This window comes from Cohnella sp. WQ 127256, from assembly GCF_024519285.1.
In the GTDB taxonomy this organism is placed as follows: domain Bacteria; phylum Bacillota; class Bacilli; order Paenibacillales; family Paenibacillaceae; genus Cohnella.
This window is the reverse complement of record NZ_JAMZCY010000001.1, coordinates 26582-42064: the sequence shown is the minus strand read 5'-3', so window position 1 is coordinate 42064 and position 15483 is coordinate 26582. Positions and strand designations below refer to the sequence as shown.

12 protein-coding genes are annotated in these 15483 nt (G+C 43.6%); 1 reads left to right on the top strand and 11 read right to left on the bottom strand.

Features of this window, described 5'->3' with window-relative positions:
- Positions 1 to 103: 103 nt before the first annotated feature.
- Together M1K58_RS00155 and M1K58_RS00150 are read right to left on the bottom strand one after the other, a co-directional pair.
- Positions 104 to 2002 (bottom strand): putative bifunctional diguanylate cyclase/phosphodiesterase, encoded by a 1899-nt coding sequence (locus M1K58_RS00155; RefSeq protein ID WP_256756649.1) that lies wholly within the window; start codon positions 2000 to 2002, stop codon positions 104 to 106.
- A 123-nt stretch (positions 2003 to 2125) separates the two neighbouring features.
- A complete protein-coding gene (locus M1K58_RS00150; protein ID WP_256758174.1) occupies positions 2126 to 2461 on the bottom strand; it encodes a DUF423 domain-containing protein in 336 nt (111 codons plus the stop codon).
- Between the two features lie 105 nt (positions 2462 to 2566).
- On the opposite strand from M1K58_RS00150, the gene M1K58_RS00145 reads away from it, so the two are divergent.
- On the top strand, positions 2567 to 3016 hold the full coding sequence (locus M1K58_RS00145; protein WP_256756648.1) for a hypothetical protein: 450 nt from the start codon (positions 2567 to 2569) through the stop codon (positions 3014 to 3016).
- Between the two features lie 32 nt (positions 3017 to 3048).
- On the opposite strand, the gene M1K58_RS00140 is transcribed toward M1K58_RS00145, so the two are convergent.
- The 9 genes from M1K58_RS00140 to M1K58_RS00100 form a co-directional block, all read right to left on the bottom strand.
- Positions 3049 to 4281 (bottom strand): MFS transporter, encoded by a 1233-nt coding sequence (locus M1K58_RS00140; RefSeq protein ID WP_256756647.1) that lies wholly within the window; start codon positions 4279 to 4281, stop codon positions 3049 to 3051.
- Between the two features lie 46 nt (positions 4282 to 4327).
- On the bottom strand, positions 4328 to 5173 hold the full coding sequence (locus M1K58_RS00135; protein ID WP_256756646.1) for a carbohydrate ABC transporter permease: 846 nt from the start codon (positions 5171 to 5173) through the stop codon (positions 4328 to 4330).
- 13 nt (positions 5174 to 5186) lie between these two features.
- Positions 5187 to 6089 (bottom strand): carbohydrate ABC transporter permease, encoded by a 903-nt coding sequence (locus M1K58_RS00130; RefSeq protein WP_256756645.1) that lies wholly within the window; start codon positions 6087 to 6089, stop codon positions 5187 to 5189.
- A gap of 89 nt (positions 6090 to 6178) precedes the next feature.
- Positions 6179 to 7564, bottom strand: a complete 1386-nt coding sequence (locus tag M1K58_RS00125) for an ABC transporter substrate-binding protein (protein ID WP_256756644.1) — start codon at positions 7562 to 7564, stop codon at positions 6179 to 6181.
- 154 nt (positions 7565 to 7718) lie between these two features.
- Positions 7719 to 8996, bottom strand: coding sequence for an extracellular solute-binding protein (locus M1K58_RS00120; protein WP_256756643.1), 1278 nt, complete (start codon positions 8994 to 8996; stop codon positions 7719 to 7721).
- Between the two features lie 27 nt (positions 8997 to 9023).
- Positions 9024 to 10007, bottom strand: coding sequence for a substrate-binding domain-containing protein (locus tag M1K58_RS00115; protein WP_256756642.1), 984 nt, complete (start codon positions 10005 to 10007; stop codon positions 9024 to 9026).
- A gap of 13 nt (positions 10008 to 10020) precedes the next feature.
- A complete protein-coding gene (locus tag M1K58_RS00110) occupies positions 10021 to 11811 on the bottom strand; it encodes a cache domain-containing sensor histidine kinase (RefSeq protein WP_256756641.1) in 1791 nt (596 codons plus the stop codon).
- Between the two features lies 1 nt (position 11812).
- Positions 11813 to 13435, bottom strand: coding sequence for a response regulator (locus tag M1K58_RS00105; protein WP_256756640.1), 1623 nt, complete (start codon positions 13433 to 13435; stop codon positions 11813 to 11815).
- A 167-nt stretch (positions 13436 to 13602) separates the two neighbouring features.
- Positions 13603 to 15324, bottom strand: a complete 1722-nt coding sequence (locus M1K58_RS00100; protein WP_256756639.1) for a permease — start codon at positions 15322 to 15324, stop codon at positions 13603 to 13605.
- Positions 15325 to 15483 lie beyond the last annotated feature (159 nt).

Here is a 15483-nt window from a genome sequence, read left to right as displayed (position 1 = left end):
CGATAGAGCATTCTTCCAAAAATTTGAATTTCAAAATAAAAAAAAAGAGCAATTCTCCAAGAGAATGCCCCACCGCATATTTGTGAGTACCATACAACTCTACTTATATACTGAATCCCAAATTATGATCATAAAAGTCTGGTAGAGCTGAACGATTAAGCTTATCCTGCAACAGCTCTAGTATCCCAACACTTGGTAGCGGCGGGCTGCCAAAATACCCTTGCATTTCATCGCACCGATGGGAACGTAGGAAATGTACCTGGTCCTTCGTTTCAACCCCCTCAGCAATGACTTGTAGCTGTAGGTTGTGGGCCATAGCAATGATTGCAGCAACAATGGCTGCATCATTAGGGTCTTGCTCAAGATCTCTAACAAAGGAACGGTCAATTTTAAGCCGTGCAATCGGTAAATTTTTCAAATAATGAAACGAGCTATAGCCGGTTCCGAAATCATCGATGCTAATATTAACGCCAAGATCCGTTAATTCCTTCAAGCATTGGGAAGCACGCTCAATATCCATTGTCATGCTCTCTGTGATCTCAAGCTCCAAATAACGTGCTTGAAGCCCCGTTTGTTGTAATACCTCTGCTACTTTATCCGTTAAGTTTCTTTGGGTAAATTGTCTGATAGATAAGTTCACGGATACGGGGATACGAGGCATTCCAGCGTCCTGCCAAGCCTTATTTTGTCGACAAGCTTCCTCAATGACCCAGTCACCAAGAGCGACAATGATTCCACTCTCTTCAGCCGCAGGAATGAAATCTCCAGGAGAAATAAGTCCGCGGTCCGGATGCACCCAGCGAATTAATGCCTCTAATCCGACGATCTGACCCGAAGCCAGATCATATTGAGGCTGATAATAGAGAATAAACTCCTTGTTCATCAAAGCTCTACGCATTTCATGTTGAATTGTCAGCTTGTGCAATGCAACAGGATCCATATCTCCTGAATGGAGCAAATAATCGTTTTTACCATTTTCCTTTGCACGATGAAGAGCTGTATCCGCTCTTTTCAGTAATGTTTCTGCATTCTCAGAACCATTATCGCAAAGGGAAACGCCAATACTAACTGTAATATATACAGGTACACCGTTCATTTCAAACGGTTCCTCTAATACGGACATGATTTCATCCAAGCGACTTGATACATCCTCATCATCCCTTAGATGATCGAAGCACGCAGCGAATTCATCGCCTTCCATACGGGCTAGATCACCAGGCTCAGATAATATTCTGCTCATTCTCTCAGCAATCTGGAGGAGTAGCATATCACCGAAATCTCTACCAAATGAAGCATTAACCAACTTAAATCTATCTACGTCCAAATAACATACAGCAAGTCGCGTTCTGTTCTCGATGGAATACTGTAATTTCTTTTCTAGCCTATTCATAAAAAAACGACGGTTAGGTAAACCAGTCATATCATCGTAATAGGCCATATAACGGATTCGTTCCACCGAACGTTTGCGATCACTAATATCTTCTATGAATACAAGAATACCTATCGTCTTGTTTCTTCTTACTAATTGAGAGGTGTGTATGTTTAAATCGATCGTATGACCTTGTTTATGCAAGATTTTAATTTCCTGAGAGCATTTTTCCCCTTTAAGCGTCCGCTGAAAAATCTGCCTCGTTATGTCCTGGGAATCCGCATCCACCATCATTGCAAAGGGGCTACCGTTCATCTCTTCCTTACTATAACCAACGATATCGGATGGATCTCGGTTAATATCAATAAACCGACCCTGCCGATCAATAACTGCAAAAGCAATCGGACTGTTATTATATAAAGAATCTAACAACTCCAATTGATAGGACGGACCAGAGGTAAGAATCCTGTTACTCTTACGGGCTAACACCCAGCCCGATGAAGCGGCACTCGCGGCCAAAACTGTGCCTACAGTAAATGCTGTAAGCCAAAGTCCATTAACGGACCATCCGATCACTAGGCTACGTCCTTCCTCCGCTATGGAAATTAGTTCTAAGTTGTTAACTTCTTCCATTATAGAACAATCTTCGATGTTGTATAGCTTTTTTCCATCTTTTTGCGCAAATTTAGATGGATTATGGAGGAATGGAGAGGAAATCGTCGTTCAGTAGCTAATATAGTTGAGCAAGTTGGATTCCTACTTCGATTGACGAGCGGCTAAAGCCATGCAAATCCAACCTGCGATAAAAGCGACTCCACCGATCGGTGTAATTGCTCCAAGAACCTTAACTCCGCTCAATGCCAACGCATATAGACTTCCAGAAAACAGCACAATACCAATGATCATCAACCTTGCTGCCCAGATCGCCAACTTCTTAGAGGGCAACCGCTCGATGAGTATGGCAATTAGCAATATCCCGACAGCATGAAACATATGGTACTGAACACCTGTCTCATATACATCTATAGCATCAGCGGTTAAACGGTCTTCTAGCATATGAGCGCCAAATGCGCCTAATACAACAGATAACATTGCAATTAGTGCTCCAATTTTGACATACTTATTCACGTAGCTAATCCTCCTTGAGTCATGAATATCGAAACTTTAACTATCATACCGCTATTGGGGTGTAAAGTCATGAACGAGCAGCATGAAAATCATGAACAATTTGTAAACAAGAAGGCCTTTTTCCCGATTCACAATTCAACTGAGCAGCCGTTAAGGCACAGTCGTTTTGGCATCGCGTCCTTTGTAATATCCATGGTCAGCATCATTTCTTTCCTTATTCTGACCTTCGTGATTACAGCTTTAGTAAATCAATTTTTTGATTGGTCGGCCATCGTCGATGAAAACGGGAAGCGATTAATGGCCGAAGAAGAGTTCGTAAACAAAATTCAGCCTTACATCGGTTATCTGATCCTGTTCCCCCTGCTCCTCGGCCTCGTACTCATAGGTCTCATCTTAGGTATCGTTGCCCTTACAAAGCCAGGCTACAAGAAGGTATTTGCGGTTCTAGGTATTATTCTGAACGGGTTACCTCTGCTACTCGTCTTACTCCTTATGATTATCGGTTTTGTCACGATCTAGACAAGCTAAGAAACCCCAGCAGTAACAGTTTTCTAGGGACTCCGAGGTCGCATTACGGGCTGCTCCACCCTTTTCTTGTCCGCGAAAGTTGATTCTCGTATCGCTCTCTGCTGGAATGCTGGAATCGAGAGTAAGCATATAACGGTTATTCCGATAATGAGCGCAAACCCCATCCCCCCCATATCTTTCAAGGGTAAGGTGAGCCCCAGCAGCAGACACCGAGTAAAGATCAGAATACACTCTCTCCAGATGAGAAAAGACGTTTGCTGCGCCGGACCTGAATGCTGAATAAAGCGAAACTGCTGCGCACTCCACACCGTCAGAAAGTAGAACATTCCAAACGAGGTCATGATGTTAGACGTGATCAAGGCCCAAGGCTGACGGATAAGCACGATCAGAAATCCGATCGCAATCAAGATGGTTCCCATCCATAGCCAACGCATCTCTATGAGCTTTACTTTTTTATAAAGCCATAGTCCGAGAAGAGAACAGCAAGTATATAGCATATTTAATAGAGCGATTTGCAGCTTATCTTGGGTAACTGAAAATGTAAAAAGTAAAGTAAATAGATTTTGAAACTGCATAAATATCCCCGTCGCCAGCAATGAAAACAAAATCCACTTGGAGCCTGGCATGCTAAAGGCCATGCGAAAGCTATATTTTCTAATCGAATCCTGTGGAGTGTCTCGCTTTTGAATCTGAGATTCAGCCAAAGTAATCCGTGGCATATAAATCGAGAATACAAGCATTAATGTGACAAATACGAGCATAAGACCAAATGAACCTGCATAGCCGAAACCCTCAATCACCTTCGCAGATGCTAATGGGACGGCCATAGATAATACCTGAGTAATAATAACAGTCGCAGCAAAATAGGGTGCGAATTCTCTCCCCTTGCCCTTCAAGGCTAAGCTCAAGCTCTGAGATGCTGCAGAGAAGCCGAACATTGCACCAACAGGAATACCGAGCAGAATGATCCACAAATATCGAATTTCGAATTGAACGTATACTAAATACGTAAAAGCAGCGGCTCCGCAAAGCGCGGAAACCGCTAATGGCAAACGTATAGAGAAACGGGACAGTAGCTTAGCTGCGGCAACGAAGGAGATTCCCCAGCAAATAAACATCGAAATGTTGTACAACGACACTTCAGCAATTGAATGGTTGTACTCCCAAATGTATAAATTAACAAAAATGGCGATGTAGATCGTTATAATTGAGCTGATTGCATTCATAATCAGCAGCTTGCGCAATTCTTTAGACACGTAATGCACCTTCCCCAGATGTCTAGGCTATCTCATCATCCAATTCTTATTTGACCGCACCTGCCGTAATCCCACTCGCAATTTGACGTTGGAAGAAAATATAAATAATCAGAACAGGAACAATCGTAATCATAAGTGCCGCGAACAATGGCCCCCACTCCGTTCTGTATTGCATCTCCGCTTGCATAACGCCGATTTCAACAGGAAGTGTGTACTGACTTGGGTCATTAATTAATATCGTTCCTACGATGTATTCGTTCCAAATGTTCAAAATATTTACGATTGCTATCGTGATTAACCCTGGTTGAGACAATGGCAACATCACGCGGAAAAACGTTCCATAATAAGAGGCACCATCCACAATCGCTGCTTCCTCTAGTTCCTTCGGTAAAGACTTGAAAAATCCAACAAGTACGAATATTCCAAAGGCTAGCACACTCGAGGCGTATACGAAAATCAGGCCAATCTTCGTATTAATCAAATCCATCGAGTTTAGCAAGAAGAACAGTGGAATTAACGCTAAAACAAATGGGATCATCATAGAAGAGATATAAAGAAGAAACAAAGCACCGCTTCCTCTGAACTTATATCTTGCCAATACATAGGCCGTCATAGCTGACAGGATCAGCCCTAATCCAGTGGAACCCGCTGTAATGATGAGTGAGTTCATAAAATAAGTATCGAAATGATACTTGTTCCAGACGTAAGAAAAGTTTTCCCAGATGAGTGGAAAATCAGGTAATGCCCAAGGTGCGTTACGGAAAAACTGCTCGTTGTCCTTCAATGCATCTAGTAAGGTCCATAGTAATGGATACAATACAGAAATGCCCCACAAAATTAGAATCACATAGAAGAATAGCTTGGCGACTGGATTCTTAATCTCTAAATTCATCTCGTAGTCCCCCTTAGCTCATCTCGACGGTTTCATGACGCATTAACCGTTGAAGTACGATCGTCGTAATTAGCGACAGGATCAAGATGACAAAGCCAATCGAAGCTCCGTAACCGAAATGGTATTGCCGGAATGCCATCTGATACAAATACGAGCCCATGACCTGCGTACTATTATCCGGTCCACCCTCGGTCATAATCCAGACGATAACGAAGGATCCGTTAAGCGTAGTCATCATGATGTTCAAGACAGATACTTTAATCTGCTCCCATACGAGTGGAATGGTGATCCTATGGAATTGTGTCCATTGATTAGCGCCTTCAATGCTAGCCGCTTCGTAATAGGACGCTGGAATACTCTGAATCGCCGCAATAAGGAGGATCATATAAAATCCGATACCTGCCCAGATTGCTGGTGGGAGTAACATCCAAATCGTATGATCGGTAAATCCAAGCCATGTGATCGTGACTTGTTCTTTCGTGAATAAAGATAGGAAAGCATTTAAGAAACCGATTTGTGGGTTATATATGAAATTCCACAGCACGCCGATAACGACGACGGAAATAACATTCGGAATGAAGAAGATCGAACGAAAAAACCCAGCCATCTTAAAGCCGAAGCGCGTGAGTGCTACCGCGAAAAAGGTTGCAAGAACCATAATACCAACGACTTTGCCCGCAACGAGAAAATAATCGTTACCGATCGCTCTCCAAACAATGGGATCATGATACATCTCTTTGAAATTATCAAAGCCTATAAAAGTTTTCGTATCCGACATTCCTGACCAATCGAAGAAAGAATAATATAAACCTTGGGCAACCGGATAAATCGTAAATATACAAAAGAATATAAGCGTAGGGATGATGAATGATGCGATAAATATGTTCCGCTGCCACTTTGCCGTCCCTGAGTTCATGCTTCCCTACCGTCCCTCCAAGTAAATTCACAGAGGATGATCGAGGCGTTAGCCCCGAGCACCCTCCGCTTTAATTTTGTTAGTCGAGATTATTTCGCTACTTTTTTAGCAACAGCTACGACACGTTCTACCCACTCTTCAGGGGTAATCTTGCTAATAGTCAGAGCATCAGTAGCATCCATCATCGCTTTATCAACGTCAGCATTGTAAGTGATAGTTGGGATAACGACTGTGTTCGGATCTGTTAAGAATTTAGCAGCGTCTTTAACGAAGCTTGGAGCGTTGGAGCTGCTGATGTCGCCCTTGATGTTCGAAGGCGCGCCACTAAGCTCAGCCCATTGGGAAGCTTGTGCTTTAGAGAAGACGAATTGCAGGAATGCTTTTGCAGCTTCTTTGTTCTTACCGTTCTTGGCAATTGCAACAGTTGCAGTGGAAGTATTCGCTACAACTTTACCGCCAGCATCTTGAGTTACAGATGGAATGAAACCGAAGTTAAATCCTTCTGGAACGTCTTTGCTCATTTCGTTAGGCATCCAAAGTCCGTTCGGGATAAATGCGTCTTTGTTTTGCAAGAACAACATTTGCGAATCGGTATGGTTGATTTGAATTGATGCTTTGTCAATAAAGCCTTTATCTCGAAGAGCTACGATTTTGTTCAACGCTGCCAATACAGCAGGGCTTCTGAAAGCTTCTTCTTTGTTAGCAGCCATATCTTGAAGAACAGTGAAGTCATTGTTATTTGCCGATACGATTGCAGGATACAGAATCGATCCATTGATATAGTAAGGATATTTACCTGTGTGGATGAAAGGAGTAGTACCCGCTGCTTTGATCTTGTCGCTTACATCAAGGAACGATTGGAAGTCAGTTGGTTCAGCCCAACCCTTCTCTGCGAAGAGACCTTTGTTCCAGAAAATACCCCATGAATTCAACACGAGTGGGATGTTGTACACTTTGCCATCGAATTGTTGTGCAGGTTGCGCCAAAATGTCCGTGATCAGTTCGCCATCAACATTCTTAGCATCCTTCAACCATTCTGTTAAATCTTCAAGTTGGCCATCTTCAACCATTTGACGATCGTTCAGACCAGCTCCATCGATGTATACGAAATCAGGTGGATTGCCACCGATCCAACGGGGTTTCATTTGATCGTTGATTTTTGGTCCGCCAGATTCTTTAACATTCAGATCAGGGTTAGCTGCTTGGAAATCAGCAATAACCTTTTTCCACCATTTGTCGCCGTAACCACCAACGAAGTATTGAATTTCAAAGTCGCCTGATAGTTTTACTGTGTTGTCAGGTGATTCGGAAGCAGGTGCACTTGCCGATTCAGTTGCCGCCGGTGTAGATGCTGAAGGCGAAGCTGAAGGTGATTTGGAAGCTTCTTCATTCTTGTTCGAACCGCATCCTGTTAGCGATACGGCTGCCAGAATCGTGGCGATACCGAGCGCTGCAAACTTTTTCTTCATAATCATTAAAGCAAACCCTCCCACTAATGATGTTTTTAACGCTTGTCTTTATGAGCTCACGTATGAACTCTAGCGCTTAATTTCATCATAGATTGGGAGGGCTTAAGTCTCTATCGAATATCTTCCACATATTCTTTATTATCTTCCATTTCGTCAAATCTCAACGTCCACTCTTCGATTCGGCGAAATGCTGAAGCTGGTCTAAGGCTTCCTGAGGAGTCGTATGCTCGTAAAGAACGGCATCCCCCATCTTACGGGCATAATCCAGCACGGCCTGCCATGAAGGCTCTTGAACAGGATAAAACTTCGCTTTGCTCAGCGCATCCAAATTACTTTTCATAATCCCGTCTTGGTCAGACAGCCTAGTGCCTACCGTCGTCGTGACTGGAAGGAACCCTTCGCGCTTGATCATCTCTTGATAAGCTGCATCATCATACAAATAATCTAGAAACTTAGATAATGCCTCCTTGTTCGTATGATCTGTCTTGAAGGAGACGAGCACATCGTGCACACCAAAAGTGATCGGAGGAGTTCCGTCCTTTACAGGAATCGGACCAATACCCCAGTTCAGATTAGGAAATTCCTTTGGGACAACCGTGCTGAAATAGTTACCTGAGATCATCATCCCAAGCTCTCCGTTGCCTAATATCCGTTGCTTCTCGTCGCGCGTTGTAACGGTAGGCTCGGGATCCGTTAACCCCTGGTCGAACAACTCTTTAAGAAAGGTCAAGCCCTCGACATTAGCCGGAGAATTTATTGCCCACTTTCCATCCTTGATCCAAGATCCCCCTGAGCCATAGAAAACATAAGACAGATTCGCATGCGTCTCGTTATCCGTTAGATCAACTCCAAATCCAGATGCCTCTCCAGTATCTTTAATTTTGCGTGCCGCTTCCCTCAGCTCTGACCAGGTTTTCGGAGGTGTGGTAATATTCGCTTTCTGGAACAACTCAATGTTGTAATACAATTGCCGTATTGTGGCCACGTAGGGAATCGCATATTGTATTCCATTCATCTGATCCATTTCTTGCAAATTGGGATACAGCTTATTCGCTAATTCTGGAGAAATAATATCACTAAAATTATTAAGTAGACCGTCCTGAGCAAAATGAGCGTAAACGTTCGTATTCAGCAGATCCGGTGGTTGGTTTTTGCTAATCATTGTTGTATAAATCCCATCGAGAATATCCCAGTTTGCGACCTGAAGCTCAATATCAATCAACGGGTTTTTCAACTCAAACTCCTTGACCAGCTTCTCCAAAATCGGCTTTGTTTCCGTACTATACTCGGATGCTACAAACCGAATTAAAGCTCGTTCCTCCTTCGGTGCGGCGGAAGGCTTAGAGTTTGATTGCATGCAGGAGATGAGGACAAAGGGCATAAGCAATACGATGATAACGACAACAGCACGCCGCACTTGACGGGTTAAATCTCGCATACGCTTATCGCTTCCTTCCAACACGAATTATTTATTGATAAATGGAAACAGAAGCTTCTGATTTTCTGCAGTATACATATTTTCTTTCGTAATCACGTTAGATTCGATATAAGTAATTGGATCCGTTTTTTTGCCATCAATTAGCTTCAACGCTGTTTTGACTCCGAGATACCCCATGTTAAACGGCTTCTGAATGACAGCAGCTTTCAGTGTTCCTGATTCTAGGAGTTGAATCTCATCCACGGTGCTGTCGAATCCAATTAAGTTAATTTGGCCCGCTTTCTTCTGCTCCTGCAGCACTTTGGCAACACCCAGTGTCGCCGACTCATTCAAGGTGATAAATGTATTAAACGCTTTATCGCTGGCAAGCAATTTCTCAGCAATCCTATATGCCTTCTCTTCAGAATCATTCACATAATAAACACCCTGAACGCTGTCTTTATAGTTCTTTAGAGTATCCTGTAAGCCAGTTAGCCTTTCATCAGACATCTTCGAATTCTCATAATCGCTTAAGATTGCGACGCTAGGAATGCCCTGTGTTGCGATCAACGCGGCTTCACCTGCAAGCCTACCTGCCTCTAAGTGATCGTTCGAAACAATAACAGGAGTTGGAGTCATATCAATCAACGTATTGATTACAACTAACCGAATACCTGAGGAACGAACTTTGGCGAGCGCTTTAGGCATCCGTTCATCAACGATAGGGGCTATGACAATCGCTTCTGGCTCCCGTTCAATCGCCTCTTCCAAGATACGAAGCTGATCATCAGCATCGTTTTCCTGCAGAGGACCCTGTACATCTAATTCCAGCCCCATTTCTTTCGCTGCTGCCTCTGCTCCCCTGCTTACCGCTTGCCAGAAATCCATCCGGACGTTCATCGATTTGAGAATGACCGTCACGCTTTGCTCTTGTTTGGTTGCAACGAAAAACAACTTAAAATAAAAAATGGAATAGATCGCAACAACAAAGATCGCTATGATCAACCATAAGGTAAATCGCTGCTTCCGCATGATCATGCTCCCTTTATTCGAGTTTAGGTATCGTAATCGTAACGCAGGTACCTTCTTCTATCTCACTGCGGATTTGGATACCGTATTCATGCCCGAAATAGAGCTTGATCCGCTCGTTAACGTTGCGGATTCCAATGCCTTGATTGCGATTACTCTCCTCCTTACTGAGAAGGATTTTCCCTAGCTGCTCCGGTGTCATTCCAAGTCCGTTATCCACAACCTCAAACACGATTTGATCATTGACTTCTCTACCACGGATCGTAATTAACCCATCTTCAATACCGTACATATTGCGAATACCATGATAAATCGCATTCTCAACGAAAGGCTGTAGCAATATTTTAAGTGTTTTGTACTCGAGGATAGACTCATCGATGTCAATAACGTAATCAAGTTCGTCATTATAGCGCATCTTCTGAATAAGTAAGTAATTGGTAATATGATCGATCTCTACTCGAATAGGTACAAGCTCCTGATCCTTCGTGATGCTTGCACGGAACAGCTTGGCTAGAGCGGAAGTCATGAGAACGACCTCTTCGTGCTGACGTTGCTCCGCCATCCAAACGATCGAATCAAGCGTATTGTATAAGAAATGAGGATTAATCTGCGATTGGAGAAGTAGTAGCTCGCTTTTGCGCTTACTTTCTTGATTATTGATCGTTTCCTCCATGAGAAACTTGGTTCGGCTAACCATAACGTTAAACGACCGGCCCAATTGTCCGATTTCGTTCATCTGTCCGATCTCCGTCTGAATATTGAAGTTACCTTTCTCGACTTGCTTCATATCCGATTGCAAGTCCTTAATCGGCTTCGATAAGCGATGCGATAGCCATATCGAGATAAGCAGCGAAATCGCCAAGCCGCAAAGCGAATAGAGAACAATGGAGTTCCGCAAATCATCCTTGCTTGCAATTAGATCGTCCGTATAAGCAACTCCAGCGATTTTCCAACCGAAATTCGTATCCTGGACAGAATAAATCCGTTTACCATCCCCATCATTAGCAACGAAAGAGCTTCCGCTCGTCGCCTCGATGACATCCGAGATCCGATCTGTCCGAAGCTGGCTATCTATGAGCTGCTGCTGCGGGTGATAGACGATATTCCCGTTATTATCTACGATAAACAGGTAGCCCTTTTTACCCAAATTGATGTTACTGCAAATGTCGTTAATGACACTTAAGTTCAAGTCGACAAGAAAGACACCTTCTGCCGTAATCCCGTCCGTGCTCTTAAGCTCCCGGCTTAAGGACACAACCCAACGGTATTCATTTTCAATAATATTTTGCACGTGAGGTGCGGAGATAACGGATTTACCACCCTCACTCTTAGCCATCTTGTACCAGGTTTGCTCCTGTAGCTTAGCGTTAGGATTCAAGCTCGTAATTCGCCGATCGGATACAAAACGTCCGTTATAACCGAATACCATAATCGAAGCGATGTCCTTACGGGTATATAAGATCGACTGAAAGAGGTCCGAAATACGTTTCTCATACGTACGACGATCCTCTGAGCTAATAAAGCTGTTGTCCGAAATATAGTACTTCACATCTTTATTCGTTAAAGCAAGCAACGAGATATTTTCCATGTTGTCGACATAGGATTGGATATTCATATTGACCTGCTTAATAACTTCCTCGATATAGCCTTTGGAATTCCTCTCAACTGCATCGACGGAAACCTGATAGCTTACGAGACTCGTTAATACAATTGCCGCAAGAATCAACAAAGAGAAGGCAAGGGAAATATTCGACTGAATGCTCTTAAGAGGGAACAAAGGAATGCGGAAACCACGATCTTTGGGCATCTTAGGCTCCGCTCTCCTTTACCTGCTTTTCTCGATAATCTTTGGGCGTTGTCCCCGTCTGCTTTTTGAATAAAATACTAAAATAATTCGGATCCTTGTACCCAACCTGCTCGGCGATCTCATAAAATTTCAGCGTTGTGTTATGTAATAGCTCTTTCGCCTTCGTAATACGTACTCCAGTCAAATATTCAATAAACGTCTCCCCAGTGTGCTGCTTGAATACGAGACTGAAATAGCTTGAACTCATCAGAACATGGCGGCATAAGTCCTGTAACGACATTTTTTCGTTTGCATAGTGAGTATCGATATACTCCACTGCACGATGAATTTGCATATTCGTTAAGTGACTTCGGTTGTCTGCAATGGCGGAGATGACGGATCGCACCAAATCTTTTAGCCAAATCTGGATTTCGTCCAACGTCTTAAATTTGTACACGTCCAATAACCTCATCTGCCAATCTAAGGAAACCTCTAGATCATGGACGAGCTCCTGTATCGGATTCATTAAGGACAGAACAACCTTCTGCATTTGCAGAAAACACCCCTCAATCGGGGCTAGCGAAGATTTGAGTTCAACCACTCCATTCTCGATCAGGTCAAATGCATCCTGTAAGGAGCCTGTCTTTACTGCAGACACTAGCTTGCGATCCCAATCCAAATTGGGCGGCAAGGATATGGTGGGTTTACCCTCCATATCAAGAATACTAAGCACCCGATTTTTACCGAGTAAAAAACGATAATCCAGAACGGAGAGGGCACTCTTGTAAGAAAGCGGCAGCTGCTCGATAGAGACAGAGGATCTCCCGATCCCGATCGTCACTGTAAACTTTAAGTATTTCTCAATATGATAGCGGACTTGCTCTGCTAACGAGAACACCTGCTCATATAACAAGCTCTCGTTCTCTTGTCCGGAAATAATCGCAACCATCCGCTCTTCTCTCGTGCGGAATAGCAGAACATTCTCTCTATCTAGTGTTTCCTTGAAAATATCAAAAGCAGCAAATAGCAAAAACTCGACATCGTGCTCATAAGAATGGAGCTCTCGATCCCCGAAATCATCAACATCTACGACCATAACCAAATACAGAGGGGCTGCCAACTTAAGTCCGAAATAAGCGAACCGTTCTGCGATTTCAGCTTTACCCAGTCCTACAGCAACAAGCCGTTCGAGGAAGCGTTCCTTAAGCAGAGGGAGGCTTTGACTAAGCTGGTTATTGAGTCTTCCAAGATCCTCTCGGCGTTTCGTTTCTTCATCCATCTCCGTCTTGACTCGATCTAACAGTGTCCTAATTTCTTTCGCGGTGATCGGCTTCAGAATAAAGTCAGACACTTTCAGCCGAATCGCTTGTTGCGCGTATTCGAACTCATCGAATCCTGTTAATATAATCATTTTAATATAAGGATACTGCGCTGAAATTAACCCCGCCAGCTCTAAACCATCCATGAAGGGCATGCTAATATCCGATATAACCAGCTCCGGTCTATGCAGTTCAACAGCTTCCCAAGCTTCCCGGCCATTGGCATAATCACCAATTAAATCAAAGCCATGCTCGTTCCAATTGATCGTATTTTTCAATCCGACCCGGACAACCGCCTCGTCGTCTACGATGATAACCTTGTACATCAGAGGCCCTCCAATCGATATCCAGAAGTGTAAGCGCTATAATGATTTTAATTATGCCTTATAATTCCTCATCTGACAAAGACTTAATTATATAGTGAGGGGGCAAAAAACGACAAAAAGAAAAACCACTCTAGGAGTGATTTCTCTTCTATCTATTGCTTTCTAAATTAATTAACGATCTGATAGGTTGCATAAGCTCCTGGGTTTAAGCGAATTTCAACCATCACCCTTCCTGCCTCCTCATGCTTACGATGAGACTGCACAGGACTTGCTCCAGCTAACGGAATCAACGTGCTACCCGCAGGCGCGTTAATTGTCCATGTCTCGGGATCGGTACGGAAGGATTGAACAATTATCGTATGATTGTCGTAGAGGAACAGGCTTGCTGATGCCTTACCTTCAAGCCGACACCATAGCGGGTTGGTCAGAAGGCAACGAATCTCATCCAATATCGCGACAGGCAACTTCGTTAAATCCGCAAAATTATCAGGGAGCACGAGAGTATAAAGCGTACCTTTCCCATAGTGATCGTACATCACGATTGGGATGTTATTGTCGCCATTAAATCCGACAATACGCTGCCAAGTCCCATTCGTAGAGTAGTCGAACACCGGATAGCTTAGGGGTTCACCCTCCGTAAAATTCCTGAAGGTGCAGGAATCCGTCGCCACGCCGAAACGACCAATTCTTATCTTCTTGCCATTAGGTCGAAGTGTGGTCAGATGTTCGATGCCTCTCCCTTGCATCGCTTCGACAAAGCCCGAAGTCATAACAACATGTCCTCCAAGCTGAACGAACCTTTTTATTTTACCAAATACCTCCCCATCTAAAGCTGAAGCCGCTGTAACTAGCACCATAGCTTCTTCACCCGGCTTTGGAAAATGTGGCGAGGGCTCCATAGGAATTCCTAGCATTCCTAAATAGTTAACGAGGTGATCCTCTCCTCTCGCATGGTGGGGGTCATACACTTTAAGCCCTTTCGGATTCCCAAGCTCCGCGGCAACAGCATCCAATTTATTAAGTTGGAAGCCTAGTGCTGGTACATATACAGAGTCCTTAAGCAGACCGTAGCAGAACAACGTAAGCTCCTTGGCTTTGCCAAACACAGTCAAGTTCGCCTGCTCCAAATAGTAATCGATGAACGTACAATCCAAGCTATCAAACCAACCGCCTCCATTGCCGCCCGGCTTCAATTGCTCCATCCAACGAAGCAGTGAGTACGATGCATAACGAGGAATCCGTTGCTGACTATTCGCAGGATTACGGGTTTCCGTGCCTATATATATCCCATCAAAAATCGCGGGCTGAGTCTCGGTGTTGTAACCTGTCGCTTGGTACGACTCGATCCAGTTTGGATATTTAATGACCAGCTTTACCGAAGGATTGATTGCTTTTGCAGGTATACGAATCAGAGTCTCTGCAACTTCGGTCATTAGCTCTAATCGGAATTGCTCCCATGTACGCTCGCCCTTAAGCTCCAAACAATAATCACATGCACAATTCGTGAAGAAGAAATCATCAAATATGATTTCATCGAATACAGAAGCAGCCGTCTCTACTTGCTGTTGAAACTTACGACGTGATTCAGGATCCGTGTAGCAAATAGATCCAAAAAGACGAGAATACCCTGGACGGTATGAAGCAGGAAGCGTTGGCGTTATTCCACCAGACACTTGAATGCCTCGTCCCTCGAAGAAGCCTTTCAACTCTATAAGGCGTTCCTTGGATAAACTGATGTCACCCCGATGATTCTCGATATACACTTTGGATAGATTAAGATGCTTTTCCATGAAATTCAGATCCTGCTCCAGCTTTGTGTTCGAGATTGAAAATAGATCCGGTGCAGGGCAGTAGAGTGCAAGCTTAAAGTTGTTATAGCTCGATTTCATAAGGTATATTACTCCTCCCTAATGTTCGTAGGCTTATAATAATGTAGCGCAAATAGACTTTAGACTTCCTTCTTCCTATAGTCACCCTCATAAATTATAGTTGGCGTGCTATTTACCATCTACATACTGAGGTGACTTACATAACACTTTAATGACTTA

Excerpts from the sequence above, each read along its gene's own strand:
- M1K58_RS00155 (WP_256756649.1), bottom strand. The coding sequence starts at position 2,002 with ATGGAAGAAGTTAACAACTTAGAACTAATTTCCATAGCGGAGGAAGGA.
- M1K58_RS00150 (WP_256758174.1), bottom strand. The coding sequence starts at position 2,461 with ATGTTATCTGTTGTATTAGGCGCATTTGGCGCTCATATGCTAGAAGAC.
- M1K58_RS00145 (WP_256756648.1), top strand. The coding sequence starts at position 2,567 with ATGAACGAGCAGCATGAAAATCATGAACAATTTGTAAACAAGAAGGCC.
- M1K58_RS00135 (WP_256756646.1), bottom strand. The coding sequence starts at position 5,173 with ATGAATTTAGAGATTAAGAATCCAGTCGCCAAGCTATTCTTCTATGTG.
- M1K58_RS00130 (WP_256756645.1), bottom strand. The coding sequence starts at position 6,089 with ATGAACTCAGGGACGGCAAAGTGGCAGCGGAACATATTTATCGCATCA.
- M1K58_RS00125 (WP_256756644.1), bottom strand. The coding sequence starts at position 7,564 with ATGATTATGAAGAAAAAGTTTGCAGCGCTCGGTATCGCCACGATTCTG.
- M1K58_RS00120 (WP_256756643.1), bottom strand. The coding sequence starts at position 8,996 with ATGCGAGATTTAACCCGTCAAGTGCGGCGTGCTGTTGTCGTTATCATC.
- M1K58_RS00115 (WP_256756642.1), bottom strand. The coding sequence starts at position 10,007 with ATGCGGAAGCAGCGATTTACCTTATGGTTGATCATAGCGATCTTTGTT.
- M1K58_RS00110 (WP_256756641.1), bottom strand. The coding sequence starts at position 11,811 with ATGCCCAAAGATCGTGGTTTCCGCATTCCTTTGTTCCCTCTTAAGAGC.
- M1K58_RS00105 (WP_256756640.1), bottom strand. The coding sequence starts at position 13,435 with ATGTACAAGGTTATCATCGTAGACGACGAGGCGGTTGTCCGGGTCGGA.
- M1K58_RS00100 (WP_256756639.1), bottom strand. The coding sequence starts at position 15,324 with ATGAAATCGAGCTATAACAACTTTAAGCTTGCACTCTACTGCCCTGCA.